Source organism: Nocardiopsis sp. NPDC057823 (assembly GCF_042797335.1).
GTDB lineage: Bacteria > Actinomycetota > Actinomycetes > Streptosporangiales > Streptosporangiaceae > Nocardiopsis > Nocardiopsis changdeensis.
Genome location: NZ_JBHVLR010000011.1, coordinates 105,952 through 132,902, shown reverse-complemented (window position 1 = coordinate 132,902; position 26,951 = coordinate 105,952). Strand labels below are relative to the sequence as shown.

Here is a 26,951-nt window from a genome sequence, read left to right as displayed (position 1 = left end):
ATTCGTGCCCCTTGCCCGTGCGAGCGCAGCACATGAGAATCATTCATGTTCGCTGGTGCGGGCGCCGACCCCCGGGAGGACCATGCGCTGGGACCGATTCGCCGTCGCGGTGGGAACGGTGCTGTTCCTGGACGCCCTGCGGGTGTTCCTGCCCTCGCTCACCACCCTCTTCGGGCGGGCGGGGGAGACCCCGGCCGAGCTGATGGGCCTGTACGCCCTCGCCTGGTTCCTGGCCCCCGTCCCCTTCGTCGCCGCGGCCCGGTACCTGGACCCCTGGCGTACCGCCCTGGCCGCGGGCGCCGTGCTCGCGGCCGGGCGCCTGGCCCTCCAGGCCACCGACGGCGGCGCGCCGCAGCTGTACCTGGCGTCGTTCCTGGTGGGCACCGGCACCGTGTGGCTGACCGCGTCCGCCATGACCGCCGTCGACCGGCCTCGGACCACCGGGCACGGGGTGATGGTCGGCGTCGTCACCGGCGTCGCCGCCACCGCCGTGATCCACACCCTCCTCAACACCGTCGACCTCGCTTGGCGCGACGGCCCCTGGGCCTGGGCCGGGGTGCTCGTCGAGGTCGCCCTGTTCGCCTGGGCCGCCGCCGGGACCCACCGGCACGGGTCGGGCCACACCGAGCCCCGGCCCGCACCCGCCCGGGCCTGGCTCGCCCTGGGCCCGCTGCTGTTCCTCTCCGGCCTGTACACCGCCAACCCGGCCGTGGGCGAGGTCATCGGCCAGACACCGGTGGCCGCCGCGCTCGTGGCCACCACCGCCGTCCTGTCCGTGATGGTCGCGGCCGACCCGCGCTGGTCCACCGGGCACCCGGCTGCCCCGTTCGCCGTCCTGGCCGGGGCACTCGCCGTCCTGGCGGCGTCGCCCACCGAGTTCGGCGGCGTCCCCGGAGTGTGGCCCGCCTGGGCGCTCGCCGCCCTGCCGATCGGCCAGCTCGCCCTGGCGGGCTGCGCCGGGTGGGCGGTCCACCGCACCGGCCGGCCGACGCGCGCGGCCACCGGGTGGGCGGCGTTCGGCGGGCTGTTCCTGCTGGCGGTCGCGGTCTTCGGGTTCTACGCCGCCTACGACCTGTACTACGACAACACCGCGGTGCCGTTCCTGGCCCTGGTGCCCCTCGCGATCGCCATGAGCGGCCGCGGCCCCGTCCCGGCCCGCGCCGGGCGCCCCTGGCTGACCGCGGGGGCGGCCGCGCTGGCCCTGGTGCTGACCGTCGCCGTGCCGTCCTGGCACGCGTCCTTCCGCGGCGGGGCGGAGCGGGCCCACGAACCCGTGTCGGGGCTGCGGCTGGCCGCCTACAACGTCCGCATGGGCTTCGGCATGGACGGGCGCTACGCCCTGCACGAGCAGATCGCGCTGCTCCGCCAGGACGTCCCCGACATCGTCGTGCTCAGCGAGGTCGACCGCGGGTGGCTGCTCAACGGCGGCCACGACGCGCTGTCCCTCACCGCCGAGCAGCTGGGCATGACGGCCTACTGGGCGCCCGCCGACGGGCCGCTGTGGGGCGACGCCCTGCTCACCTCCCGCGAGGTTACCGAGGTGCGCGGGCACGCCCTCACCCCCAGCGGGCCGACCGGCGCCCAGGCGCTGGAGGCCGTCGTGCGGTGGGACGGCGGCACCGAGGTCAGCGTGATCGCCACCCACGTGCAGCCGCGGACCTACGACTTCACCGCCGAGAGCGCCCGCGCCCAGCTGCACGACCTCGCGGCGATCGTCGAGGGGGCCCGGGCCGAGGGGCGGCCGGTGGTCCTGGCCGGGGACCTCAACATCGAGCCGGGGGACCCGGCGTGGTCGATCCTCACCGACGCGGGCCTGCACGACCCCTTCGACCGGCCCTTCAACACCATCCCGACCCTGGCGGGGGAGCCCGCCGAGATCGACCACATCCTCGTCACCGAGGAGTTCGCCGCGGCGAACCCGGACAACCCGGACGTGCCGTACTCCGACCACCGGATGGTCTCGGTCGACCTCGCGCTGGAGTGATCAGCGGTCGGGGCGCTCGTACCGCAGCCGCCGGGCCACCCAGTACACGTTCACGCAGGACGCCGCGAACCCGGCGGCCAGCACCACCACCAGCCACACGGGCGCGTCCATGACCACCGACGCCGCCGTGCCCGCCGCCAGCACCAGGCAGCCGAACACCGCCAGCACCAGCCGGAACCCCAACGCGCTCGCCGGGCGCTCCGGACTGCCCAGCGGTCCCTTCAACCGTCCCCGGCGCAACTTCTCGCGTCCCACGGCGACCACCTCCGGTCCTTACCACTACCCCTACCCCCGCCGGCCCCACACCCGGCCCCCGCACAACGCCGCGGGGGCGGGACACCGTGACGGTGTCCCGCCCCCGCGGGGCGAAGCGTTCCTACAGGTCGCCCAGGAGGGCGGGGAGGGCGGACTCGTAGGCCCCGCGCAGCTCGGCCAGCGGCACCTCCACGGCGCCGCCCGCGTGCGACACCACCAGGGCGTCGCCGCCCACGGTGCCGATCTGCTCCACCGGGACCCCGTGCCGGGCCGCCAGCGCCACGAACTCCTCCTCGTCGCCCGGGGCCACCGCCACGACCGCGCGGGCGCCGGACTCGCTGAACAGGGCGGTGAACACGTCCTCGGACACCGTCACCCGCACGCCCGTGCCGCCGCGCAGCGCCGACTCGGCCAGGGCCACGCCCAGGCCGCCGTCGGACAGGTCGTGGGCGGCCCGGGCCAGCCCGCGCTCGGCGGCCTCGGCCAGCACCTCGCCCAGCGCCGCCTCGGCGGTCAGGTCCACCCGCGGCGGCAGCCCGCCCAGGTGGCCGTGGACCGTGTCGGCCCACGCCGAGCCGCCGAACTCCGGCCGGGTCTCGCCGAGCAGGAACACCCGCGCGCCCTCGGAGTCGAACGCCGACTTCAGGCGGGTCCGCACGTCGTCGATGACGCCCAGCACGCCGATGACCGGGGTCGGGTTGATCGCCACGTCGCCGGTCTGGTTGTAGAAGCTCACGTTGCCGCCGGTCACCGGGGTGCCCAGCGCCTTGCAGGCGTCGGCCAGGCCGCGGGTGGACTCGGCGAACTGCCACATGACGCCCGGGTCCTCCGGCGAGCCGAAGTTGAGGCAGTTGGTCACCGCGAGCGGCCGGGCGCCGGTGGCCGCCACGTTGCGGTACGCCTCCGCGTACGCCAGCTGGGTGCCCGTGTACGGGTCCAGGCGGGTGTAGCGGCCGTTGCCGTCGGTCGACAGCGCCACGCCCCGGTGCGAGTCGTCGGCGATGCGGATCATCCCGGCGTCGTGCGGGGTCGACACCACGGTGTCGCCGCGCACGTAGCTGTCGTACTGCTGCGTCACCCAGCTCGGGTCGCCCACGCCCGGGGCGCCGAGCACCCGCAGCAGCTGCTCGCGCAGCTCCGCGTCGGTCGCGGGGCGGGGCAGGGCCCCGGCGTCGTCGGCCTGGAGCGCGTCCTGCGACTCCGGACGGGAGTAGGGGCGCTCGTAGACCGGGCCCTCGTCGGAGGCGGTCCGCGGCGGCATGTCCACCACGGTCTCCCCGTGCCAGGTCATGACCAGGCGCCCGCCGCGCTCGGCCTCCTCGTCGGTGACGTCGGTGACCTCGCCGATCTCGGTGGCCAGGATCTGCCACTTGTCGCAGATGGCCAGGAACTCGTCCATCTTGGCCGGCTCGACGATGGCCATCATGCGCTCCTGCGACTCGCTCATGAGGATCTCCTCGGGAGTGAGCCGCGGGTCGCGCAGCGGCACCCGGTCCAGCCGGATGTTCATGCCGCCGGTGCCGCCCGCCGCCAGTTCGGTGGTGGCGCAGGAGACGCCCGCCGCGCCCAGGTCCTGGATGCCCACGACCAGGTCCTTGGCGAACAGCTCCAGGCTGCACTCGATGAGCAGCTTCTCCATGAACGGGTCGCCGACCTGGACGCTGGGCCGCTTGGCGTGCGACTCGTCGTCGAAGGTGGCGCTGGCCAGCACCGACGCGCCGCCGATGCCGTCGGGGCCGGTGGTGGAGCCGAACAGCACCACCTTGTTGCCGGGGCCGGGCGCCTGCGCCAGCTTGATGTCCTCGTGCTTCATCACGCCCACGCACAGGGCGTTGACCAGCGGGTTGCCGATGTAGCCGGGGCCGAAGCCGATCTCGCCGCCGATGTTGGGCAGGCCCAGGCAGTTGCCGTAGAAGGAGATGCCCGAGACCACGCCCGGCAGCACCCGCTTGGTGTCGTCGGCGTCGGCCGGGCCGAACCGCAGCGCGTCCATGACCGCCACCGGGCGGGCGCCCATGGTGAGGATGTCGCGGACGATGCCGCCCACGCCGGTGGCCGCGCCCTGGTGCGGCTCCACGTAGGAGGGGTGGTTGTGCGACTCGATCTTGAAGGTCACCGCGCGGCCGTCGCCGACGTCGACCACACCGGCGTTCTCGCCCATGCCGACCAGCAGGGCGTCGCTCTGGGGGGCCTTCTCGCCGAACTGGCGCAGGTGCACCTTGGACGACTTGTACGAGCAGTGCTCGCTCCACATGACCGAGTAGATGGCCAGCTCGGAGGAGGTGGGGCGGCGGCCCAGGATCTCGCGGACCCGCTCGTACTCATCCTTCGCCATGCCCAGTTCGGCGTACGGCTGAGGCGTGTCCGGGCTGCTCTGCGCCACGGCGACGGTGTCGAGACGAGGTACTTCAGACATGCGTGGTTCCGTTCGGGATGTGCTGGTGTGAGCCGGGCCGCGGCGTCCGCCGACCGGCGCGGAAGGTCGTGGGCGGGGTCATCGGGTGAGGTCCGCGTAGCGGAGCATCAGCACCGCGGGGTCCCCCGCGTTGCCCGTGGAGGAGTCGGCGATCATGACGGTCTCGTCGGTCAGCACGGTCTGCTCCGGCGGCACGTCCTCGGGCGACTCGGCGCCCTCGGGGAGCATGATCTTCCAGTCCCGGTCCAGCAGGTGGTCGTAGACCTCCTGGACGGTGGCCCGGGCGTCCTCGGTGACCTCCTCGTCCTCGGTGAGCACGGTGACCAGCCGGGCGCAGCCCTCCTGCCGGCAGTACACGTCGGTCTCCGGGTCGGAGACGTAGGCCAGGCCGGGAGGAGGGTCGCCGAGCGACGAGGCCTCGGGCACGTCGGGCGCCTGGGCGGGCGGGGCCGTGCCCTCCTGCCCGGTCTGCTGCGCACCGGGCGGTACGGCGCCCAGCGAGTTGAACAGGCCGACGGCGGCCGACACCACCAGGCCCACGACGACGATGGAGGCGAGTACGTACATCGTGGTCCGGGAGCGCAGGAGCGCCATCATCGCGAGGATCGTCCCCTTGTCGGTGTGCGGTGGGACCGGGCCGGGCTCAGACGCCGGCCGGGCTCTTGGCGCCCAGGTGGGCGAGGATCGAGGTGAAGAAGCCCAGGCCCTCGGTGGAGGGGCCGGTCAGCGCCTCCACGGCGTGCTCCGGGTGCGGCATGAGGCCGACGACGTTGCCGTGCTCGTTGGTGATCCCGGCGATGCCGCGGCGGGAGCCGTTGGGGTTGGATCCGGCGTACCGGACCACGACCCGGTTCTCCGCCTCCAGGGCGTCGAGGGTGGTCTCGTCGGCGACGTAGCTGCCCTCGCCGCTCTTGAGGACGACCAGGATCTCCTGCCCCCCGGCGTAGTCGCCGGTCCAGGCGGTGGCGGTGTTCTCCACCCGCAGCCTCTGCTCGCGGTTGACGAAGCGCAGGGTGGAGTTGCGGGTGAGCGCGCCCGGCAGCAGGTGGCTCTCGCACAGGATCTGGAAGCCGTTGCAGATGCCCAGGACCGGCAGGGCCCCGGAGCGGGCGGCCGGGACGAGCTCGGACATCAGCGGCGCGAAGCGGGCGATGGCGCCGCAGCGCAGGTAGTCGCCGTAGGAGAAGCCCCCGGGGAGGACGACCGCGTCGACTCCCCTGAGGTCGGCGTCCGCGTGCCACAGGGCGACGGGCTCCGCGCCCGCCAGCGCGACGGCGCGCGCGGCGTCCTTGTCGTCGAGGGAACCGGGGAAGGTGACGACGCCCACACGGGCTGTCATGAGCACACTCCGAGTCGTTGGTCGGGTCCCTCCCCGCGGCTGCGGGGAGTTTCGGCGAGGAGGCTGGCGGCGCCTGTCCGGCCCCGAGGGGGGCACCGCGTCCGCACTTGGCAGCGTACCCGCTCACCTGTGCTCGGGTACGACCCTCACCCCTGTTCCGCGACTCCCGTTCGTACGATTCTCCCGATTCCAGCGGCTCGGGAGGGCCCGCGGGTGTACGACCCGACAGGTGCCGTGGTGTGCGACACAGTGGCGGCGGGGATGCCGGCGGGTCCTCCCGGGACCCCTCAGACCCGGTCCAGGGCCAGGGCGCCGAACTGTGCGGGGACGCCCCCGGCCGCGGCGCCCTCGGGGTCCGCGTCGCAGTTGGCCCGGCGTTTGCGCAGGAGCACGGTGATCCGCGGCTCCCCCTCGAAGGACACCTCGTCCATGAGGCGGCGCATCAACAGAATGCCCCTACCCGATTCTGAGTCCAGTCCGGGTAGGGGCGGCGGGCGTTCCGAGGCGAAACGGGCGGCGAGCGCTTCGGGGTCCGGCGCTCTCCCGGTATGGGAGATGCGGACCTCGCACCAATGCCGGTCGATCTCGGCGTCCACCCGGTAATCGGAGGAGGGACCCCCGTGCTCCACGGCGTTGGCGCAGGCCTCGGAGGAGGCCAGCAGGAAGTCGTCGACACAGTCCCGGCACATTCCGGCCCGGAACAGGAGTGTTCCGAGGATGTCGCGTACGACCGCGACCGTGTACGCCCGCCGCGGCAGGGAGATCGAGAAGACGGCGTCCATGAAATAACACCTCTCGTGCTCCGTCGTCGGTCATGGGCCCGGCACGTCAAGGAACCTTCCCGAGGGCGGCGGACGTAAAACGACCGGCGGCGCCCTCATGGGACGCCGCCGGTCTTTACATTGCACATCCGGCGCTAAGGGCACTTCTCGCGCTTTTGGGCGAAGGCCGTTAATCCGGCATCTCCGTCCGCTGCCGTGAAGCGCGGCGCGGGGCCGCGGGGCCGGGAGGGTCAGGAGGCCACGTGGACCCGGAAGTCCTCGATCACGGTGTTGGCGAGCAGGGTCTCGGCCAGGCGGCGGACGTCGGCCAGCTTGGCCTCGTCGACCTCCCCCTCGACCTCGACCTCGAAGCGCTTGCCCTGGCGGACCTGTTCGATCCCCTCGAAACCCAGGCGCGAGCAGGCGCCGGCGATCGCCTGGCCCTGCGGGTCCAGGATCTCGGGCTTGAGCATGACGTCAACAACGACGCGGGCCACAGGGTCCTCCACAAGAGAAATGGGTGTGCCGCCCTCCTCGTCCGCTCCCGGCTCCCCGGCCGGGCGGACGCCTCTCCGTACTGCTCGGAGCGGGCGACGCCAGAGTACGGCACGCGCGGGGGCCGCCGGTGCGGGTGAGTCCTTCGTCACCCCGGCCCGCCGCGTGGCCGGAACCGGCCGGGGAATACCCGGAGCGCCTGCGGGTAGTGGGATCCGGGGATGTTTACCGCAACCTGAACCCCGCAAGCGAGTGTTTCGGTACGTTCGTGACTCGGATCACCACGATTGATGTCATCATTGAGAGCACAAGGTGGCGTCTAACAGGGTGGAAGTGATCGTCCGGTCGTCCTGAGGGGGAATCTTGACGACTATCGAAATGGAACCGATCGCCGCGCGGAACAGTGACGGGCAGGAGCCCGAAGAGGCTTTGGACTTCGCCACCGCCGTCACGCCGTTCGCGGACCAGCTCTATCCCACGGCCCTGCGGATGACCCGCAATCCGGCCGACGCAGAAGACCTCGTCCAAGAGACGTTCGCCAAGGCCTTCGCCAATTTCCACCAGTTCCGCGCCGGCACCAATCTGCGTGCCTGGCTCTACCGGATCTTGACCAACACCTTCATCAACAGCTACCGCAAGAAGCAGCGCGAGCCGCGCCAGGAGACCACCGACGAGATCAAGGACTGGCAGCTCGCCGCCGCCGAGGCGCACACGTCCTCGGGCATGCGGTCGGCCGAGAACGAGGTCCTGGACCACCTGCCCGACTCCGACATCAAGCAGGCGCTCGCGCGGCTGCCGGAGGAGTTCCAGGAGGTCATCTACCTCGTCGACATCGAGGGCTACGCCTACAAGGAGGTGGCCGAGCGCATGGGCACCCCGCTGGGGACCGTGATGTCCCGGCTGCACCGCGCCCGGCGCCAGCTCCGCGAGATGCTGGCCGACTACGCGCGCGACCGCGGCATGCGGGTCCCCGCCGCCCGCTGACCGCGCCTCTTCGGAACGGCACCGCGCGGGAGGGCTGGAACCCCGCCCCCGCCCGGCGCCGAGGTCCGCGACCCCGCCCCCCGGAGGGTTTTCGGACCGACCGCTCCGCCACGCTCCGTGGCCGGACCCGGCCGCCCGTCGCTCCGCGGCCGGACGTTGCGCAAGCCGACGACAAAGTCGTCGGAAGACCTTGTACATGCTAGGAAGCCCTGCTAATCGGGCTGGTCCGGCATCGGGGAACATGGATCCGCGGCGTAAAAGGTGATGGCCGGGTCTTGCGCTCGCCAGGGTGAGTTCTGTCACCATATGGTGAGGTCCGCCGTACACCCATCACCCCGGGTGCACGTGCGGCGATCCGGCCGATCAGCGCCCACCCGCGCGAAACCGGCCCCGAGTACCGAGGAGCGACGTGTCGGACACCACCGTGCACGAGGAACCGGAGCTCATCCAGCTCCTGACACCGGAAGGGGAACTGACGGGGCACCCCGACTACCCCCTGGAGATCACCGCGGACGAGATCCGCGACCTGTACCGGGACCTGGTCCTGGTGCGCCGCTTCGACGGCGAGGCCGTCTCCCTGCAGCGCCAGGGGGAGCTGGGCCTGTGGGCCTCGCTCCTGGGCCAGGAGGCCGCCCAGATCGGCTCCGGCCGCGCCCTGCGCGGGACCGACATGGCCTTCCCCTCCTACCGCGAGCACGGCGTCGCCTGGTGCCGCGGCGTGGAGCCCAAGGAACTGCTCGGCATGTTCCGGGGCGTCACCAACGGCGGCTGGGACCCCCACGAGCACGGATTCCACCTCTACACGATCGTCATCGGCAGCCAGGCCCTGCACGCCACCGGCTACGCCATGGGCGTGCAGCGCGACGGCGCCGTCGGCGAGGACGGCACCGCCGTCATCACCTACTTCGGCGACGGGGCCACCAGCCAGGGCGACACCAACGAGGCGTTCAACTTCGCCTCGGTGAACAACGCCCCCGTGGTCTTCTTCTGCCAGAACAACCAGTGGGCCATCTCCGAGCCGCTGGAGCGCCAGGCCCGCGTGCCCATCTACAAGCGCGCCTCCGGCTTCGGCTTCCCCGGCCTGCGCGTGGACGGCAACGACGTGCTGGCGGTCCTGGCCGTCACCCGGGCCGCGCTGGACAACGCCCGCGAGGGCAACGGGCCCACCCTGGTCGAGGCGTTCACCTACCGCATGGGCGCCCACACCACCAACGACGACCCGACCCGGTACCGCAACGCGGCCGAGCTGGACGAGTGGAAGGCCAAGGACCCGATCCTGCGGGTGCGCCGGTACCTGGAGAACAACGGGCTGGCCGACGAGGAGTTCTTCGCCTCGGTCGACGCCGAGGCCGACGCCCTGGGCGAGAAGGTCCGCACCCAGTGCCGGAGCCTGCCCGACCCCGAGCCGCTGGACATCTTCCACGAGGTGTACGCCGAGCCCAACGTCCACATCGACCGCCAGCGCGCGGAGTACGCCGATTACCTGGCCTCCTTCGAGGCGGAAGGGGTCCGATAGGCCATGACCAACCTCACCATCGGCAAGGCCATCAACGCCGGCCTGCGCGCGGCCATGGAGCACGACCCCAAGGTCCTCGTCATGGGCGAGGACGTCGGCCGGCTCGGCGGCGTCTTCCGGGTGACCGACGGCCTGCACAAGGACTTCGGCGCCGACCGGGTCATCGACACCCCCCTCGCGGAGTCGGGCATCGTCGGCACCGCCATCGGCATGGCGCTGCGCGGCTACCGCCCCGTGGTGGAGATCCAGTTCGACGGGTTCTTCTTCCCGGCGGCCAACCAGACCTTCACCCAGCTCGCCAAGATGCGCCGCCGCTCCGCGGGCGCCCTCAGCGTGCCCCTGGTCATGCGCATCCCCTACGGCGGCGGCATCGGCGCCGTGGAGCACCACAGCGAGTCGCCCGAGTCGTACTTCCTGCACACCGCGGGCCTGCGCGTGATCAGCGTCGCCAACGCCGTGGACGCCTACTGGATGATCCAGCAGGCGATCCGCAGCGAGGACCCGGTGATCTTCCTGGAGCCCAAGCGGCGCTACTACGAGAAGGCCGAGGTGGACACCGAGGCGTCCATCGCCGAGGCCGCCCCCATGGGCGCGGCCCGGGTCGCCCGCCCCGGCACCGACGTCACCCTGCTCGCCTACGGGCCCATGGTCAAGACCGCCCTCCAGGCGGCCGAGGCCGACACCGACCACTCCATCGAGGTCATCGACCTGCGGTCGCTGGCCCCCGTGGACTACCCGACCGTCGTCGAGTCCGTCAAGAAGACGGGCCGCCTGGTGGTCGCCCACGAGGCCACGCTCACCGGCGGGCCGGGCGCGGAGATCGCCGCCCGGATCACCGAGGAGTGCTTCTACCACCTGGAGTCCCCGGTCATCCGCGTCGCCGCGTTCGACACCCCCTACCCGCAGTCGCGGCTGGAGGAGTACTACCTGCCGGACCTGGACCGGGTCCTGGACGGGGTCGACCGGGCGTTCGCGTACTAGGGGATCAGGGACACATGGCGATTCAGAAGAACGCCCCCGCGGTGGGCGGCGTGCACTCGTTCAAACTGCCCGACGTGGGCGAAGGCCTGGTCGACGCGGAGATCCTCACCTGGTTCGTCAAGCCCGGTGACGTGATCGAGGTCAACCAGAACATCTGCGAGATCGAGACGGCCAAGGCGGTCGTCGAGCTGCCGAGCCCCTTTGCGGGCACGGTCAAGGAGCTGCTGGTCGAGGAGGGGCAGACGGTGGACGTCGGCACGGTGATCATCACCGTGGACGACGGCACCGGCGGCGGTGACGACGCCGCGGCCCCGGCCGAGGAGGAGCGGGAGAAGCCGCTGGTGGGCTACGGCGAGAAGGCCGCCGCCACCCAGCGCCGCGCCCGCCGCCGCCCGGCCTCCTCCGGCCCGGTCTCCCCGGCCCCGGCGGCCAGGCCGGCCGCCGCCCCGGCCCCGCCGGTCGCGGTGGCCCCCGCTCCCGTGGCCTCGCAGGGCCGCCCGCTGGCCAAGCCGCCGGTGCGCAAGCTCGCCAAGGACCTGGGGGTGAACCTGGCGACGGTCGTCCCCAGCGGCGCGGGCGGGATCATCACCCGCGACGACGTCCACGCGGCGGCCCAGGGCGTGCAGGCCGCCCCGGAACCGGCCGCCGCGCCCCAGGAGGCGCCCGCGGCCGCCGCGGCGCCCGCCGGGTCGGTGGACCGGTCCGCGCGGGAGCGGCGGGTCCCGATCAAGGGCGTGCGCAAGGCGACCGCGGCGGCGATGGTGGGCAGCGCGTTCACCGCGCCGCACGTCACCGAGTTCCTCCAGGTGGACGTCACCCGCACCATGAAGGCGGTCGCGCGGCTGCGCGAGCACCCCGACTTCGCGGGTGTGCGGGTGTCGCCGCTGCTCATGGTCGCCAAGGCGCTGCTGCTGGCGATCAGGCGCAACCCGGACGTCAACGCGTCCTGGGACGAGGCGAACCAGGAGATCGTGGTCAAGGACTACGTGAACCTGGGGATCGCGGCCGCCACCGAGCGCGGACTGGTGGTGCCCAACATCAAGGACGCCGGGGCCAAGACGCTGCCGCAGCTGGCGGTCGCGCTCAAGGAGCTCACCGAGACCGCCCGCGCGGGCAAGGTGACCCCGGCGGACATGTCCGGCGGCACGGTCACGATCACCAACGTGGGCGTGTTCGGAGTGGACGCGGGCACCCCGATCCTCAACCCGGGCGAGGCGGCGATCCTGGCCTTCGGCCAGATCCGCGACATGCCGTGGGTGCACAAGGGCAAGCTGAAGATCCGCAAGGTCACGACGCTGTCGCTGTCCTTCGACCACCGGCTGGTCGACGGGGAGCTCGGCTCGAAGGTGCTGCGCGATGTCGGCGCCGCGCTGGAGGACCCGGAGTTGACCTCGCTCGCCTGGGGGTAGTCTCCTGTGAACCGCACCGTCGGGGCTGACGGTGCGACGTGGCCCCCGGGGGAGACCCCGGGGGCCGCACTGTTCTCCGGGGCCTCTTCCCGGGGCATCGCGGCGCACGGCGGCGGGGGCGGGCGGGTCCGGGGATTTTTTTCGGGAACGGTCCGCACGGGATGTCGAGGATCCGCGGGCGGCTCCGTCCCCGGGGCGGAGGCGGCCGGAGGGGCCGCACCGGAACAGAGGAGAGAGACCATGGCCAAGTACCTGCTGCTCAAGCACTACCGGGGCGCCCCGGCGGCGGTCAACGACGTGCCCATGGACCGGTGGACCCCGGAGGAGATCGCGGCCCACGTGCGGTACATGGACGACTTCGCCGCCCGGCTGGAGGAGACCGGGGAGTACGTCGACAGCCAGGCGCTCTCCCCCGAGGGCGTGTTCGTCCGCTACGACGGCGAGGGCCGGCCGCCGGTCACCGACGGGCCGTTCGCCGAGACCAAGGACCTCATCGCCGGCTGGATGGTGATCGACGTCGACAGCCACGAGCGCGCCGTCGAGCTGGCCGGGGAGCTGTCGGCCGCCCCCGGCGCGGGCGGGCGGCCGATCCACGAGTGGCTCGAGCTGCGCCCGTTCCTGGGCGCGGCGCCCACCGTCACGGAGTGACGCCGGAGTGGACGGGACACTGCTCCGGAGCCTCACCCCGGGCGTGATCGGCATCCTCGTCCGCCGCGGAGCCGACTTCGCGGCGGCCGAGGACGCCGTGCAGGACGCCCTGGTCGAAGCGGTCCGGGCCTGGCCGGACGACCCGCCGCGGGACCCGAAGGGCTGGCTGGTCACCGTGGCCTGGCGCAGGTTCCTCGACGCGGCCCGGGCGGACACCTCCCGCCGCCGGAGGGAGGACCTCGTCGACGGGGAGCCGGAGCCCGGGCCCGTGTCCGGAGTGGACGACACGCTCTGGCTGTACTTCCTGTGCGCCCACCCGTCGCTGACGCCGTCGTCCGCGGTCGCGCTCACGCTGCGGGCCGTCGGCGGGCTGACCACCCGCCAGATCGCCCGGGCCTACCTGGTGCCCGAGGCGACCATGGCGCAGCGCATCAGCCGTGCCAAGCGCACCGTCGCCGGCGCGCGGTTCGACCGGCCCGGCGATGTCGCCACGGTGCTGCGCGTCCTCTACCTGGTCTTCAACGAGGGCTACTCCGGCGACGTCGACCTCGCCGCGGAGGCGATCCGGCTCACCCGGGGGCTCGCGGCCGCGGTGGACCACCCCGAGGTGTCCGGGCTGCTCGCGCTCATGCTGCTCCACCACGCCCGGCGCGCCGCCCGGACGGACGCCGACGGCGCCCTGGTGCCGCTCGCCGAGCAGGACCGGGGCCGGTGGGACACCGCGCTGATCGCCGAGGGGGTGGGGATCCTCCAGGCGGCCCTGGCCCGGGACCGGCTGGGCGGGTTCCAGGCCCAGGCGGCCGTCGCGGCGCTCCACGCCGACGCGCCCACCGCCGAGGAGACCGACTGGGTGCAGATCGTCGAGTGGTACGACGAGCTCGTGCGCCTGACCGACAGCCCGGTCGTCCGCCTCAACCGGGCGGTGGCCGTCGGCGAGGCCGACGGGCCGCGCGCCGGGCTGGCGGCGCTCGCGGAACTGGACGACTCGCTGCCCCGCCACACCGCCGTGGCGGCGTACCTCCGCGAACGCGACGGGGACCTGGCGGAGGCGGCCCGCCTGTACGCGGAGGCGGCGCGGCGGGCGACCGATCTGGCCGAGCGGGACCACCTGACGCGCTGCGCGGCCCGGATCAACACCCGCCTGCGCGGCTGACGGGCCGGTGCCGGGGCGCGGTGGTCCGGGTGGTCGTGCGGGGCGCAGGGGGCTCCGGTTCCCGGGGGTGTGGTGGCGCGATGCTCCCGGTGGGAGAGCGGCAGTGGGGGCGGGACGCGCGGGGGGCCGGTGCGCCGTGCGCACCGGCCCCGCCCGCGAGGCGGGATCCGCCCCCCAAGGGGGAGGGGGGCGGATCCACTACTGCTGTTGTTCCCCGGCGTGTCGGCCCGGACACCTTCGGTTTCCGCGGTGTCCGGATCGGCTCAGAACGGGAGGGCCACCATCCCGTACACCGCACCGGTCGCGGCCAGCGCGAGCCCGGCCAGGGCCGCCAGCGGCAGGTGCACCCGGGAGAACGGCCGCAGCCACCCGCGCACCAGGCAGACGCCCACGGACACCGCGGACACCAGCGCCAGCACCGCCGTCACCGTCATCGGCAGCGTGAGGGCCGGGGAGCCCTCGGACAGCCAGACCTGGGCCCGGTTCAGGTCCGTCACCCCGTAGACCAGCAGCCCCGCCGCCGTGGCGGCGGCCAGCGCGGTCGAGGTCAGCAGCATACGCGTGGCCAGCGTGAACCCGTTCCCGGACCGCTGGACCGGGACCAGGACCGTGGCCAGCACCAGCAGCGCCACTCCGGCGACGACCAGGTGCAGGGAGGGGGAGCCCAGGGGGCCGGTGCGGGTGTACACGCTGGTCGGGTTCATGTCGGTGGCGATCGCCGCCACCTCGCCGTCGCGTTCGACGAACGCCAGGAGGTCCTCGCCGTTCTCGGCGGCGAACACCCCCTCGGACACCGGCAGCCAGCGGTCGTCCACGGCCAGGGCCCCGCTCACCGACAGCGTCCCGTCGCCCGCGTCGCGGACCGTCACGTTGTCGAACAGCGCCACCAGCCGGGCCGGGCCCGAGGCCGCCAGGCGGGAGGTGATGTAAGAGCCCTCGTAGGCGCCCAGGTCGGCGTCCGGGTCGGGCCGCCCCTCGGGGAGGGACTGGGGCGCGAAGGTGTCGGCGAACGCGCCGACCACCGCCATGCGCAGGTCGACCAGCGGGTTCGCCCCCGCCGCGTCGTCGCCGTTGACCGCGACGAACACACCCGCGTCGAGACCGGGCACCACCGCGTACCCCGTGTGGACCCCCGCCAGGTCGCCCCCGTGGCCGATGAGCGGGACCTCTCCCGCCCGCCACTGGTAGGTGCCGTAGCCCATCCCGGTGGTCTCCGGGTGCATCTCGGCGTGCCGCTCCAGCATCGCCTCGGCCACGCCCGGGGCCAGGGCCTGCTCCCCGTCGATCCGCCCGCCGTCCAGCAGCGCCTCCATGAAGCGGGCCATGTCGCCGACGGTGGTCACCGCCGCCCCCGCCGGGACGTCCCCGATGAAGGCGTCCCCGGCCGGGGTCCCGTCCGCCAGGTGCGAGGTCACCAGCGGCCGGTCGGCGCGGACGTCGGCGAGCTGCTCGAAGGAGGTGTCCTCCATGCCCAGCGGTGTGAACACGGTCCGCCGGACGTACTCCTCGAACGGGACCCCCGACACCTCCTGCACGACGTACCCCGCCAGCGCGATCCCGTAGTTGGAGTAGCCGGTGTACTCGCCCGGGGCGAACAGCCGCTCCGGGACGGCGGTGCGCACGACCTCGTCGAGGGGCGTGCCCTCCTCCGCGCCGAGGCGTTCGACCACCTCGGCGAACCCCGCGGTGTGGGTGAGCAGGTCGTGCAGGGTCACCGTGGGGCCGGTCAGGCGGGCCTCCTCGGGCAGGTACGCGTTGACGTCCTCGGTCAGGTCCAGGCGCCCCTCGCCGGCCAGGGTGAGCACGGCGGCCGCGGTGAACGACTTGGCCACGGACGCGGTGGGGAACAGGTGCTCCTCCGCGTCCAGCGGGGTGCCCTCTGCCAGGTCGGCGTACCCGTGGGCGGCGGTGGCGACCTGCTCGCCGTCCAGGACGACGGTCACGGCCGCGCCGGGGGAGCCGTACTCCTCCAGGAGTTCGGCCACACGGGTGTCGGTGAACTCGCGGGCGGTCTCCGGGGTCAGGGGAGTGGCCTCGACGGGGGCCGCCGGGGCCGCGGGGGCGGCGGCGCGGGCCGCCGGGGCGGCCGCTGCCGTGATGGCGGGCGCGGTGATCAGGAGGGCGGCCGCGCAGAGTGCGGCGGCGCTTCGGCCGGGCATGGTGACCTCTCGTCAGGGGGTTCCTCTCCCCTCGAAACTAGGGTTCGGACCCCTGCGGGCACACGGGCGCCGACCACCCGAACCGGGGTGGAGCGGGCTCCACCACCGGAGGGGGAGCCGGGGCCCGGAACGCCCCCGACGGGCCGGTTCCGGGCCGGAACCGGCGGCCGAGGCCCGCCCCCGCGGCGGGGGCGGGCCTCACGGTCCGGGGCGGTGCCGGGCGCTAGGGGCGGGCGCCGACCTCCCCGACCCAGCCCGACCAGACGTAGCCGACCTGCTCGGCGGTCAGCGGGTAGGACAGGCCGTAGTCCTCGGCGGAGCCGAGGGCGGGGTCCTCCGCCAGCAGGGTGGTGTCGCGGTACAGCAGCGCCCCGTTCCCGGCGTCGTAGAGGAAGCGGTACTCCGACACGGTCGCCCCGTCCTCCACCTCCACGGAGAACAGCTCTCCCTCACGGCCCAGCTGGTCGGTGGCGGTGCCCAGGTGCTCCAGACCGTCCAGCCCGGCGAGCACGCGCTGCACGGCCGCCTCCTCCGGGCCGGCCAGCGGCCGGGTCCCGTACAGGAACTCCACGGCGTTCACGATCCCGGCCGGGGAACCGTCCTCCGGGCCCTCCCCGAGCCCGGCGAGCACGTCCGCCAGGGCGTCCGGGTCGGTGGGCAGCTCGGCGGGCCAGACCAGGGAGGGGTGCAGGGTCTCCTCGGAGGACTCGCTCCCCTGCTCCAGGAACCGCTCGTGGTCGGCCTCCTCGCCGCCCTTGTCCAGCGGCGGCTGCGGGTGGGCGTCCGACCGGTGCTCCCCGCCCGGGCCCGTCCACTCGTTCCACTCGTAGGGGACGTACCGGTAGCCGTGGGTCTCGTCGGGGTCGTCGTCCCCGGCGTTGGCGGTGAGCCGGATCAGCTGTGTCCCCGTGGTGGAGACGAAGGCGACGTCCCCCGAGCCCGGGGCCGGGCCGCGCTCCCCGGCGACCTCGGCCAGGGCGAGCAGGGCGTCGGTCCCGTCGACCGGGTCGCCGCCGACGACCTCGATCGGCTCGGGCGGGGCGGCGTAGGCGGCGGGGATGCCGCCCGGCTCGTCGGCGGGCAGGAGCAGGGTTCCGGCGCCCACGGCCAGGGCCGCGGCGGCGGCTCCGGCGGCCAGGACGGGGATGCGGCGCCACAGGGGTCGGGACACGGCGGGGGACTCCTCGATTCGGGCGATGGCGTTGGCGCGGGCCCGGTGGCGGGCCTCGGGGGCGGGGGCGGCGCCCGCTGCGGGGTCGGCGCCGTTCAGAGCGGAGCGCAGAGCGGTCAGGTCGTCCATGCCGCCTCCTTCGGGGCGTGGTCGGCGGGGTGTTCGTTCATGTGGGCGGTGAGTTTCTTACGGGCCCGGTGCAGCCGGGCGCGGGCGGTGACGTGGGTGCAGCCGACGACCCGGGCCGCCTGGCGGCAGTCGAGCCCCTCCCAGGTCACGAGCATCACGAGTTCGCGTTCCGGCTCCGTCAGCCGGGCCAGGGCGGCCAGGGCCCCGGCGCGTTCGACCACCCGGTCGGCGTCGTCGGCGTGGACCGCCGAACCGGGTTGCCGGCCCAGGGACTCGGCGATCAGGTCCTGCCGGTGGTCCTTGCGCAGGTGGGCCAGGGTGATCCGGCGTGCGCAGGCGTACAGCCAGGGCAGTTCGCGCCCGGGCGGCAGGCGCTCGGCGCGGCGCCAGGCCACGGCGAACGCCTCGGAGGCGACATCGTCGGCGTGGTCCGGGCCCACCCGGCGCCGTGCGTAGCGGTAGACGGCGTCGTAGTGCTCCTCGAACATGGCGTTGAAGTCGCGCTGGCCGGAGTATGCGTCCCCGGCCGTGCCGCGTCTCATCGGCGTACCTCCCGTCCTCTCACCTGGATGTGTCGGGGGAGGGGGCGGGTGTTAGGGCGCGGTGCGGACTTTTTTCCGGCCGGTCCGGCGGGGGCGGTCCGGCAGGGGCGGGCCCCGGCGTCAGCCCAGCAGGAAGGTCACCGCGAAGAGCACCGGGACCGTCGCGAACGTGGAGATCAGCACGGTGTCGCGGACGGTGTCGACCTCGACGCCGAAGCGCAGGGAGTAGGTGAACACGTTCTGGGCCGTGGGCAGCGCCGCCAGCACCACCACCGCGAACAGGTCCGGGCCGGACAGGCCGAAGGCCAGGGCGCCCAGCGCCCACGCCACGAGGGGCTGCACGACGGATTTCAGGGCCACCGCGAACAGCACGGAGCCGCGCTGGGGGCCGCGCCCGGGCATGCCGGAGCCGTGCAGGGAGATGCCGAACGCGAGCAGCATCGCCGGGACCGCCATACCGCCGATCAGCTCGAACGGCTCCAGGAACGGGGCGGGCGGCGACCATCCCACCGCCGAGACCGTCACCCCGGCCAGGGAGGCCAGCAGCAGCGGGTTGCGCACGGGGGTGCTCAGGGCACGGCGCAGCACCGGGCCCGCGCCGCGGACGTCGCCGCCGGACAGGTCCAGCACGGTCACGGCGACCGGGGCCATGACCAGCATCTGCGTCAGCAGGATCGGGGCCACCAGGGAGGCGTCGCCCAGGACGTAGGAGGCGATGGGCAGGCCCAGGTTCCCGGCGTTCACGTAGGAGGAGGTCAGTGCGGACATGGTGGTGCGGGATACGCCCCAGCGGCGCAGCAGGCCGGCCGCGACCACGACGAGGACCACGGCCGCGACGCTCAGGGCGCTCACCACGACCTTGCCCGACCACAGCACCGACAGGTCGGTGTCGAGCAGGATCGTGAACATCAGCGCGGGGCCGGCCACGTAGAAGGCCAGGGCGCTGAGCACGTCGCGGGCGCCGTTGCCCAGGAGCGAGAGGCGTCCCAGCATGTAGCCGATGACGACGACGGTGGTGATGACGCCGAAACCGGTGACCACGCCGGACACGGCACCTCCAAGGGCTCGGGGACCTTTGGACGGTACCCCCGTACCGGGGAGGGCTGCCAGGGTGCGGGTCACACCGGCTACGCTCTACCGCACTCCCCACCCGTCCGGAAGGCGGTCCCCGTGGTCATCCGGAGAACCCGTGCCGCGGCCCTGTGCGCGGCCGCCGCGGCGATCGTGTGCGCCGCGGCCCCTTCTCCGCACCCGGACCCGGTGGACCGCGCCTCCCCTGGCGGGCCGGTGTACCGTCCCCGGGAGGTCGGCACGGTGTCGGAGGTCGCCTGGGAGTGGTCCGCTCCCGAGGGCCGGGGGCTCCACCGGGTGCTGGCCGGGGTCTCCGGCGCCCTGATGGTGCTCGACGACGGCGTCATCGCCCTGGCGGGGGACACCGGTGCGGAACTGTGGCACCACCGGGAGCGGGGCCGGCGCGTGGCGCGGGCCGCCGTCACCCCCGACCGGGAGACCCTGCTGCTGGCCTACGCGGGCCACGGCTTCCGGGACGTGCTGGCGCTGTCCACCGGGACCGGAGAGATCGTCGGCGCGTACCGGGAGGACGGGGGCCGGGGGGACGGGGGCCGCGAGGAGGGGGACCTCGGGGAGGAACACCTCACCGACGGTCTGCGGGTCTCGGTCCGGGGCGAGGGCGCGGCGGTCACGGTGACCGCGCGCTCCCTGTTCGACGGCGGGCGGGCCTGGTCCCACGGGGTGGACCCGCCGGTCCCCGACCCGGAGGCCTTCCACCACGGGGACGTCGCCGTCACCCCCGGGGCGGTGGCCGTCACCGGCACCTTCACGGACGGGGACGGGGACCACACGGCCGTCGCGGTCGCGCTGGAACCGGATACCGGTCGGGTCCTGTGGGAGCGGGAGCACGGGTTCACCGACCACACGGCGGCCGTCCCGGAGCTGACCGCCTCGCCGGACGGCGCGGTGCTGATGTGGGAGCTGCCGTACACCGACCCGGGCGGGCGGCTGCTCCACCGGCTGCTGGAACCGGCCACGGGGGAGGAGGTCCCGGGGACCTTCCTGCACGACGTGGAGCGCCGCCGGGTCGCCTTCGGGGCGGACGGGTACGTGGACCACGCCTGGGACACCGACACGGACGAGGTCGAGTACCGGTACGTGGGCTTCGACGGCACCGTGCGGGAGGAGGTCACCGCACCGGCCCGCCCGGGGGAGTCGGAGACCCACCGGGGGTGGCGGCTGTCCGACGGGGTGCTGCGCCTGCACTTCGTGGAGGGGCCCGACTCCGTCCGCGGGCCGGTGACCGCGGAGGTCCTCTCCTGGGACGGCGGGGTGCGCAGGATCCCGCTGGGCCCGGCAGCGGACGGGACCCGGCCGGAGCCCGGGCCCCACGCCTATCGCGCGGGCCCGGTCGCCGTCCGGGTACCGGGGGCCGTCCTGGTCACGGAGGACACCGAGCGGTGGCGCGGGCCCGGACGGGTCGTCGCGCTGCGCTGACCCGCACGCGGCGCCGCGCGGCGGGGCGGTGTGCGCCGGGGCGGTGCGTGTCCGCGGGGCACGCCTACCCGCGGGGCGAGGGCGGGGCCGAGGGCTCCGCCTCCTCTTCCTCCCGTGCCTCCTCCTCGGCTTCGCGCTCGGCCTCCTCCTCCGCCTCGCGGGCGGCCTCCCGGGCCGCCTCGCGCGCGGTGCAGACCTCGGCGGCGGGGGCGGAGGAGCCGTCCACCGCGATGACGGTGAAGCAGTACTCCATCACCGTGTCCTCGGTGAGGACCTGTGCGGACACCACCCCGGGGCCGGTGCGGGCCAGGGTCGCGGGGTCGTGTCCCCGGGGGCCGCCCAGGACGAAGAAGGACGCGGTGCCGCCGCTGTTGTCGGTCCAGGTGAGCATGACGTTGCCGAGGTTGTCCTGGAGGGCGACGGCGGTGGGGGCGGCCACCTCCGGCGGGGCGCTGGGCGAGACGGCCTCGTCGGCGGGCTCCTCGGACGGCCGCGGCTCCTCGGCGGGCTCCGCGGCGGCCGTCGTCTCCGCCGCGGGCCGCGGCGCCGCGGACGCGAACACGCCGGAGACGGCGGTGACCAGCAGGATGCCGCAGACCGAGACGGCGATGTGCAGGTGGCGGCGCCACCGGGAGGGGGTGTCGTCGAAGACGGCGGGGAGCCGGCCGGCGGTGTCCTCCTCCTGCTCGATCGTGTCGACGGGCAGGAAGGAGGCCCAGCCGTCGCCCGTCCAGCCCTCCAGCCGCGACCAGGCGCGCAGCGGTGAGATCTCCTCGCCGCGCAGCTTGGCCATCATGATCTCGGCGGTCCCGCCGGCATCGACGGCGGGCAGCCTGCTCCCCTCCAGGCCGGTCGGCGCGGCGGGCGGGGCGGGGTTCCACGCGGCCGCCGGGTGCGGGCCGGACGGCGGCGCGTACGCCGGATGCGGGCCCGTACCCGGGGCCGTGCTCTCGGGCGGCCGCACGGGGTACCCGCCGCCCGGGACGCCGGGAGGTGGGGGTGTCGCGGCGTCCCACGCGGCCGCCGGGTGCGGACCCGAGGGAGCCGCCGCGGGCGCGGACGGCGGGGTGTGGGACGCGCCGGAGGGGCCCGGCGGCCGTCCTCCCGAAGCCGGTCCGTGCCCGGGATGCGGGCCGGAAGGGGCTGTCGCGGAGTGCGGTCCGGACACGGGAGGCGCGGGCATGCCCGGGGCGGTGGGGGGCTCGGACCCCCACGCGGCCGCCGCGGGCTGCGCCCCGGAGGGGGTGTACGCGGGGCGCGCGCCCGAAGGCGTGTGCGCCCCGGGAGCGCCCGGCCCCGGAGGCTCCACGGTGTGGCCGGTGGCCGGTGCGGCGGTTGCGTCCCACGTGGCCGCTGGGGGCTGCGCGCCAGAGGGGCCGGGGGACGGGGCGGTGTGCGGCTGTGCCTCGGAGGGCGTACCGCCCGGGGCCGGTGTGGCGTGGGGTGCTTCCGAGAACCACGAGGCGGCAGTGGGGTGCGCGCCGGAGGGCGCGCCCGGTGCTGGTGGTGCGGGTGGCTGTGCCGGTGCGGGAGCGCCGGTGGGGGGCGTTTCGGGGTTCCATGCGGCGGCCGGGGGCTGTACTCCGGAGGGTGCCGAGGCGGATGCGTCCCATGCGGCTGCGGCAGGGTGCGCGCCGGAGGGTGCCGGGGCGGTTGTGTCCCATGTGGCTGAGGCGGGGTGGGCGCCGGAGAGGGAGCCCGGTGCGGGAGCACCGGTGGAGGGCATCTCGGGGGGCCACGCGGTGGCCGCGGGCTGTACCCCGGAGGGTGCTGAGGCGGTTGCGTCCCAAGTGGCCGCGGCGGGGTGCGCGCCGGAGGGGGCGGTTGGCTGTGCGGGTGCGGGAGCGCTGGTGGAGGGGAGCTCAGGGTTCCACGCGGCGGCCGGGGGCTGTACCCCGGAGGGTGCTGAGGCGGTCGCATCCCAAGTGGCCGCGGCGGGGTGCGCGCCGGAGGGGGCGGTTGGCTGTGCGGGTGCGGGAGCGCTGGTGGAGGGGGGCTCAGGGTTCCACGAGGCGGCCGCGGGCTGCACCCCGGAGGGGGTGGTGTGCGGCTGGGGCTCGGGGGTCGGGCGGGGGGATCGGGCCTGCTCGAAGGCGTTGGCGAAGGCCGCCGCGCTCGGGTAGCGCTCGCCGGGGTCCTTGGCCAGCGCGCGGGTGAGCACTCCGCGCAGCTTGCGGGACACGTCGTTCCGAGGGACCGGCCGCACCTCGTGGGTGAGCACGCGCTCCGCGTACGTGCGCGGGTCGAACGACCCCTCCGCGAACGGCGGCCGCCCCACCAGCAGCGTCCACACCGTGGACGCCAGCTGGTACACGTCCGACGCCGGGGTGCGGGGCTCGCCGCGCAGCGCCTCCGGCGAGGCGTGCAGGAACGACTCCGCCCGCGGGTCGGGCGGCGGCGGGGCCTCCCCCGGGCGGTGCACCGCACCGAACCCCGTCAGCACCGGGGTGCGCCCCGCGCGCAGCACGTTCCCCGGGCACACGTCCCCGTGCAGCATCCCCCGCCGGTGCATCGCCTCCAGCGCCTCCGCGATCCGGCGCGCGACCGCCGCCGCCTCCTGCACCGGCGCCGGTCCCTTGCTCGCCAGCAGCTCCGCGAACGAGCCGTCCGGGTAGAACGGCAGCGCCACGAAGAAGTTCCCGTCCGCGGTGCTCCCCGCGTCCAGCAGGGGCACCACGCCGGGCACGCCGCTGAGGTCGCGCAGCCGTTCGAGCTCGGTCCGCCCGCGGTTCGACGGCATCACCTTGAGCACGACGTCGGCCCCGCTGGTGGACCGGGTCGCGCGCACGATACGGGCTCGACGCCCCTGCGTCAACGGGACCGGCGTCTCGTACCCGGGCGCCCATGAGGACATGAGAGGAAGGACCCCCTAGGTGTGGGTGGACGGGCGGCGGGTCAGGGCCGCGCGGACGTCTCCTGGGCGTTCGCGCCCCACCCGCGTTCTTCGTTGACCTCCTGCTGTCTGCCGAAGGCCCCCACCAGGGCGATGACGCCGCAGATCAGCGCGACGAGGATGAGTCCGCCGATCACCGCGGGCCACACCTGCTGGCGCCGCCGCCAGTAGCGGCTGGACCCGTACAGCAGCGCCGACCGCAGCTGGCGGTGGCGCAGCGCGTCCGCCTGGAGGACGTACTTCTCCTCGTCGGGCGTGTAGTGGAACGCCTCGGGGAGCTGCGGCTCCGGGTCGGTAGGGGGAGGGGTGGACATCGTCGCCGAGCCTACTAGAACAGACCGTCCAGGTACCGGGTGAGCTTGCTGTAGTTGTCCGCGGTGTCACTGGTGGCCGCGATCAGCGTCGCGAACGCCGCGTTCACCTCGGAGAAGTGGGTGTCGAACTCCTGCGCCTTGCTCTGGAACTGCGGGCTGCCCGACCCCTCCCACTTGCTCACGGTGGACTCGGACTGCTCGTGGATCTGGCTCATGATCGCGGTGAACCGGCCCAGGTGCGCCTGCTGGTCCTCGGCCAGGCCCTGGATACCGGCGACGTCGCCGTAGACGTCGAAGTTGGAGGCTCCCATGGGGTACGCCCTTTCTCGGAAAAGAGGGAACGGGGGTCAGGCGTTGATCGGCCGGGAAAGCCCGCCGAGGTCGGCGGCGGACTGGCCGAGGACGTCACTCGATTCCTGGTCGGTGAGGTTGAACTGGCTCTGCCCCTCGTTCAACTTGATGCCGTTCTGGCCGCACCAGGTCATGAGCTCTTCGAAGCGCTCGGAGAGGGCCTGCTTGGCGTCGTTGAAGTCCTTGAGGGACTGGCCCTGGAGGACGTTGGCGTCCTGGCTCATGTCGTCGATGAGCTGCCCCATCTGGGTCCGGAGATTGTCGGATTCCTGTCCGAGCTGTTCTCCGCCGCTTGCGAGGGCATCGTGATTCTCAATACCGACGTGTGACATCGTGACCTTTCCGGTTGTTCGGGGGCGGGGGTTCCTCCGGGTGGCTTTTCGGCCACCGTGAGAAAGGAGGGGACGATACGGACGATAGTAAATTCCGGGCCTGAGGGTCAACGCGGGGCGGACATCCGAAATGTCTCATTCTGTGGGGCTTTCCGTGGGGACCGGAGTGCGCACCCACCGCACGGCCAGCGGCCACCCGTCCATGGACGCGTCGTGGAACCGGGGGAACAGCTCCTCGGTTCCGGCGACCTCCCCGTCCTCGCCCAGGTCGACCCGGAACCAGGCGGCGGGCGTCTGCACCAGGGCCGCGTCGCGCTCCGCCGGCAGCGCGTACTGCTCGACGGGCCCGTCGGCGTCCTCCAGGACCCGGGCGGCGGTGTGCGCCTGTCCGTCGACGGACACCAGGTAGGCGCCCGCGGCGGGCTCGCCGGCGGTGGCGGCGGACCGCAGCAGGGCGGTCCCCGAACCCCAGACGGGCGCGTCGTCGAAGCTCTGCCAGGGGACGCCGTCGATGGTCAGGGTCGCGTTGACGACGCTGCCGGAGGTCTCGCGCACCACGAGGTTCCCGCCGCCGCTCACGGTGCGGGTCTGCACGCTGTCGCGGATGTGCAGGGCCCCGTCCGGGGTGAGCGACCAGTCGCTGGGCCGCCGGTTCTCGCCCAGCGGCAGGCTGCCCTCCTGGTTGGGGGTGCCCGCGGGGGCGTCCAGGGGCACCGACAGCACCCGGGGCGGGTTGGCGTCGGCGGGGTTGTCGGAGACGAACCACAGGCGGTCGCCGTGCACGGCCGGCGCGGACAGCACCTCCCCGGCGGGCGGGGTGATGCTCTCCACCGGCAGGTAGAAGAACGCGGAGGGCTCCTCCCCCTCGGTGGGCTCGGCCGTGGGCGGGGTCTCCTCGGAGTCCGTGAGGACGGCGACGTGGACGGCGTTGGGCTCGCGGGTGGCGTACACGTAGTACGCCCAGTCCTCGGAGAAGCGCGCGTGCACGGGCGGCGCGGTGGCCATGGGGTCGACGGAGCCGTCGGGCAGGTCGAACCGGTGCAGGGGGCGCCCCGTCTCCGCGTCGTGGAAGACCAGGGCCTGGTCGGCCTCGGGATCGCCGCCCTCGTAGCCTCGGTGCACGAGGGCCAGGCCGACGGGTCCCTCCTCGGCGAGGTCCTCGACGGTCTCGGGGGTGTCCTCGCCGGGTTCGTCCGCCGCTGTGCCTGTGCAGGCGGTGAGCGCGAGCAGGCACACGGTCAGAGCCAGGGTGCGCCGCATGGGGGACTGCCTTTCGGGGGAACGGTGCCGGGTTCCGAGCGTGCGGGGGGTGGGATGCCCCTAGGAAGATTACGGTTCGACCGGTGACAAAACGTTCACCGGGGGGACTCGGAATGGAACGCGGTACCCGCGAGCACGAGGTGACGGGCCGGATCCGGTGCGCTCCGATGGCCGGTTCCGGCCACCGTCGGTGCCGGCGTCCCCTGCCCGGGGCGGAGTCCTGGGACTTTCAGCCGAGGTGTTCCACGGGCCCGTCCTCCTGTCGGAACGGCCGCCCCCTTCGGCCGCCAGAGCGCTCCCGGTACCCCGTCAGGCGGCCTCCCGCTTCCGTTCGTCGCCGCGCATCGACGGCGGACGACCGGGGTGGCGGGTCGAAGGGGCACCGAAGCGGCCTCCGCGTCGACCGTGGGTGCCCGGATGTGCCGACCGCCGCAGTCCGGCGGCAGTCCATCCCGGGTCGATGGGGGCCGGCCCGCCCGTGGGGCGGGTGCAAGGCGGAGGGTGGTGCGGTATCTATTGTCGAATCTGTTCAGAGGGAGGTCGTGTCCGGGATTTCCGAGCAAAGCATCGCCCGAAAGAATCACGGGGAGAGGTTCATATATTAAAACTATTAACTCTTTTTGAAGCGAATTCGAAAACGGTGGAAGTCGGTCCGTTTTGGAGGGCTGTCCGTTCTGGGGTGTCGATGATGATTTGACTGAAATTCTTTTGCTGGAGCTCCGCGGTTCATGGGGTGCTGTGAGAATTATGGTGATGGGAGGTTCGGTGGTGGTCAGAATGAGTCGGGCTCCTAGGGCGGGTTCTGTTGTCCTCGCTTTCTTTGTTCTGGCGCCTTTGATGGGATGTTCGAACTCCGTTGATACTTCGGCTTCCGAAGCGGCAGAGGATGCTGAGCCGTGGCATGGTCCGGATTGGGTGCATCGGGCGGTTCGTCTTGCTGTATTGGATCGCATGATCCTCGAGCAGGGTGAGGACGGAGTCCTCGGGTCTTCCGGAGAAGATTACGAAATTTTGGTCGAGCATGGAATCCTGACAGAAGAACAGGATGGATACCGGGTGGAGCAAGACCCTGGAAAGTGGTCTCCTTGGGAGGAGGTGTGGTCTGATGTGGACTCGATAGACGACTCCCTTGCCGGAATTTTGGAAGCCAACACCATTGATTGGTGCGGAGAAGAACAGAATGCGTTCGATTTTGCCCGATCATACAAGGATCGATTCTCTGGCGAGTTCGATTCGCAGGAGGAGTATCGCGAGAGTATCGCCGAATACGTCGACTGCGGTGATGGGCGCTTGTGAAATCCGCTGAACCGTGTTCTCTCGGGAATGGCCGAGGGCATGGCACATACTTCTT

General features: G+C 73.4%; 24 protein-coding genes and 1 pseudogene. 9 read left to right on the top strand and 16 right to left on the bottom strand.

Translation table 11 applies throughout. The annotated features are described in order from the left end of the window. Positions 1 to 82 precede the first annotated feature (82 nt). The gene (locus ACFVNO_RS18895; RefSeq protein WP_378894136.1) at positions 83 to 1,984 is read left to right on the top strand and encodes an endonuclease/exonuclease/phosphatase family protein; all 1,902 of its coding nucleotides are present in this window, start codon (positions 83 to 85) and stop codon (positions 1,982 to 1,984) included. Here the strand turns inward: ACFVNO_RS18895 and ACFVNO_RS18890 are convergent, their stop codons facing one another. From ACFVNO_RS18890 to purS, 6 genes are all read right to left on the bottom strand, one after another. Next, entirely contained in the window at positions 1,985 to 2,239 is a 255-nt protein-coding gene (locus tag ACFVNO_RS18890) for a hypothetical protein (RefSeq protein WP_378894133.1), read from the bottom strand. A 121-nt stretch (positions 2,240 to 2,360) separates the two neighbouring features. After that, positions 2,361 to 4,655: a phosphoribosylformylglycinamidine synthase subunit PurL gene (gene purL / locus ACFVNO_RS18885; protein ID WP_355257712.1), complete on the bottom strand. Its 2,295-nt coding sequence runs from the start codon at positions 4,653 to 4,655 to the stop codon at positions 2,361 to 2,363. A gap of 78 nt (positions 4,656 to 4,733) precedes the next feature. Then, positions 4,734 to 5,252, bottom strand: coding sequence for a hypothetical protein (locus tag ACFVNO_RS18880; protein WP_355257709.1), 519 nt, complete (start codon positions 5,250 to 5,252; stop codon positions 4,734 to 4,736). A 46-nt stretch (positions 5,253 to 5,298) separates the two neighbouring features. Continuing rightward, complete coding sequence (purQ, locus tag ACFVNO_RS18875; RefSeq protein WP_378894129.1) at positions 5,299 to 5,994, bottom strand: phosphoribosylformylglycinamidine synthase subunit PurQ; 696 nt, start codon at positions 5,992 to 5,994, stop codon at positions 5,299 to 5,301. A gap of 287 nt (positions 5,995 to 6,281) precedes the next feature. After that, on the bottom strand, positions 6,282 to 6,776 hold the full coding sequence (locus ACFVNO_RS18870) for an ATP-binding protein (RefSeq protein WP_220564318.1): 495 nt from the start codon (positions 6,774 to 6,776) through the stop codon (positions 6,282 to 6,284). A 230-nt stretch (positions 6,777 to 7,006) separates the two neighbouring features. Continuing rightward, positions 7,007 to 7,252, bottom strand: a complete 246-nt coding sequence (purS, locus tag ACFVNO_RS18865; protein WP_220564319.1) for a phosphoribosylformylglycinamidine synthase subunit PurS — start codon at positions 7,250 to 7,252, stop codon at positions 7,007 to 7,009. Positions 7,253 to 7,628: 376 nt separating this feature from the next. On the opposite strand from purS, the gene ACFVNO_RS18860 reads away from it, so the two are divergent. From ACFVNO_RS18860 to ACFVNO_RS18835, 6 genes are all read left to right on the top strand, one after another. Continuing rightward, entirely contained in the window at positions 7,629 to 8,234 is a 606-nt protein-coding gene (locus ACFVNO_RS18860; RefSeq protein WP_220565453.1) for a sigma-70 family RNA polymerase sigma factor, read from the top strand. Between the two features lie 409 nt (positions 8,235 to 8,643). Further along, positions 8,644 to 9,750, top strand: coding sequence for a pyruvate dehydrogenase (acetyl-transferring) E1 component subunit alpha (gene pdhA, locus ACFVNO_RS18855; protein ID WP_220564320.1), 1,107 nt, complete (start codon positions 8,644 to 8,646; stop codon positions 9,748 to 9,750). Positions 9,751 to 9,753: 3 nt separating this feature from the next. Then, on the top strand, positions 9,754 to 10,731 hold the full coding sequence (locus tag ACFVNO_RS18850; protein ID WP_355257699.1) for an alpha-ketoacid dehydrogenase subunit beta: 978 nt from the start codon (positions 9,754 to 9,756) through the stop codon (positions 10,729 to 10,731). Between the two features lie 14 nt (positions 10,732 to 10,745). Continuing rightward, entirely contained in the window at positions 10,746 to 12,140 is a 1,395-nt protein-coding gene (locus tag ACFVNO_RS18845) for a dihydrolipoamide acetyltransferase family protein (protein ID WP_355257696.1), read from the top strand. Between the two features lie 240 nt (positions 12,141 to 12,380). Further along, the gene (locus ACFVNO_RS18840) at positions 12,381 to 12,788 is read left to right on the top strand and encodes a YciI family protein (RefSeq protein ID WP_220564323.1); all 408 of its coding nucleotides are present in this window, start codon (positions 12,381 to 12,383) and stop codon (positions 12,786 to 12,788) included. Between the two features lie 7 nt (positions 12,789 to 12,795). Then, positions 12,796 to 13,941, top strand: coding sequence for an RNA polymerase sigma factor (locus ACFVNO_RS18835; RefSeq protein ID WP_355257692.1), 1,146 nt, complete (start codon positions 12,796 to 12,798; stop codon positions 13,939 to 13,941). A 263-nt stretch (positions 13,942 to 14,204) separates the two neighbouring features. Here the strand turns inward: ACFVNO_RS18835 and ACFVNO_RS18830 are convergent, their stop codons facing one another. From ACFVNO_RS18830 to ACFVNO_RS18815, 4 genes are all read right to left on the bottom strand, one after another. Further along, complete coding sequence (locus ACFVNO_RS18830; RefSeq protein ID WP_378894120.1) at positions 14,205 to 16,100, bottom strand: serine hydrolase domain-containing protein; 1,896 nt, start codon at positions 16,098 to 16,100, stop codon at positions 14,205 to 14,207. 223 nt (positions 16,101 to 16,323) lie between these two features. After that, positions 16,324 to 17,400 (bottom strand): CU044_5270 family protein, encoded by a 1,077-nt coding sequence (locus ACFVNO_RS18825; protein ID WP_378894117.1) that lies wholly within the window; start codon positions 17,398 to 17,400, stop codon positions 16,324 to 16,326. Next, complete coding sequence (locus ACFVNO_RS18820; protein ID WP_378894114.1) at positions 17,388 to 17,942, bottom strand: RNA polymerase sigma factor; 555 nt, start codon at positions 17,940 to 17,942, stop codon at positions 17,388 to 17,390. Before ACFVNO_RS18820 ends, ACFVNO_RS18825 begins: the two co-directional genes overlap by 13 nt. 120 nt (positions 17,943 to 18,062) lie before the next feature. Continuing rightward, complete coding sequence (locus ACFVNO_RS18815; protein ID WP_355257683.1) at positions 18,063 to 18,992, bottom strand: AEC family transporter; 930 nt, start codon at positions 18,990 to 18,992, stop codon at positions 18,063 to 18,065. A gap of 120 nt (positions 18,993 to 19,112) precedes the next feature. Between ACFVNO_RS18815 and ACFVNO_RS18810 the strand changes: the two genes are divergently transcribed. Beyond that, the gene (locus ACFVNO_RS18810) at positions 19,113 to 20,450 is read left to right on the top strand and encodes a PQQ-binding-like beta-propeller repeat protein (protein ID WP_355257680.1); all 1,338 of its coding nucleotides are present in this window, start codon (positions 19,113 to 19,115) and stop codon (positions 20,448 to 20,450) included. Positions 20,451 to 20,514: 64 nt separating this feature from the next. On the opposite strand, the gene ACFVNO_RS18805 is transcribed toward ACFVNO_RS18810, so the two are convergent. The 6 genes and pseudogenes from ACFVNO_RS18805 to ACFVNO_RS18780 form a co-directional block, all read right to left on the bottom strand. Next, on the bottom strand, positions 20,515 to 21,414 hold the full coding sequence (locus ACFVNO_RS18805) for a hypothetical protein (RefSeq protein ID WP_378894299.1): 900 nt from the start codon (positions 21,412 to 21,414) through the stop codon (positions 20,515 to 20,517). A gap of 1,206 nt (positions 21,415 to 22,620) precedes the next feature. After that, a pseudogene (locus ACFVNO_RS18800) lies at positions 22,621 to 23,304 on the bottom strand (protein kinase); the annotation flags it as partial. A 41-nt stretch (positions 23,305 to 23,345) separates the two neighbouring features. Further along, positions 23,346 to 23,657 carry a hypothetical protein gene (locus tag ACFVNO_RS18795; RefSeq protein ID WP_378894111.1) on the bottom strand — a complete coding sequence of 104 codons (312 nt, stop codon included), beginning with the start codon at positions 23,655 to 23,657 and terminating at the stop codon, positions 23,346 to 23,348. Positions 23,658 to 23,671: 14 nt separating this feature from the next. Beyond that, the gene (locus tag ACFVNO_RS18790) at positions 23,672 to 23,968 is read right to left on the bottom strand and encodes a WXG100 family type VII secretion target (protein ID WP_220564331.1); all 297 of its coding nucleotides are present in this window, start codon (positions 23,966 to 23,968) and stop codon (positions 23,672 to 23,674) included. A gap of 36 nt (positions 23,969 to 24,004) precedes the next feature. Continuing rightward, on the bottom strand, positions 24,005 to 24,253 hold the full coding sequence (locus tag ACFVNO_RS18785) for a hypothetical protein (RefSeq protein ID WP_255646960.1): 249 nt from the start codon (positions 24,251 to 24,253) through the stop codon (positions 24,005 to 24,007). A gap of 222 nt (positions 24,254 to 24,475) precedes the next feature. After that, on the bottom strand, positions 24,476 to 25,600 hold the full coding sequence (locus tag ACFVNO_RS18780) for a hypothetical protein (protein WP_378894106.1): 1,125 nt from the start codon (positions 25,598 to 25,600) through the stop codon (positions 24,476 to 24,478). Between the two features lie 753 nt (positions 25,601 to 26,353). On the opposite strand from ACFVNO_RS18780, the gene ACFVNO_RS18775 reads away from it, so the two are divergent. After that, positions 26,354 to 26,896, top strand: coding sequence for a hypothetical protein (locus tag ACFVNO_RS18775; RefSeq protein ID WP_378894103.1), 543 nt, complete (start codon positions 26,354 to 26,356; stop codon positions 26,894 to 26,896). Positions 26,897 to 26,951 lie beyond the last annotated feature (55 nt).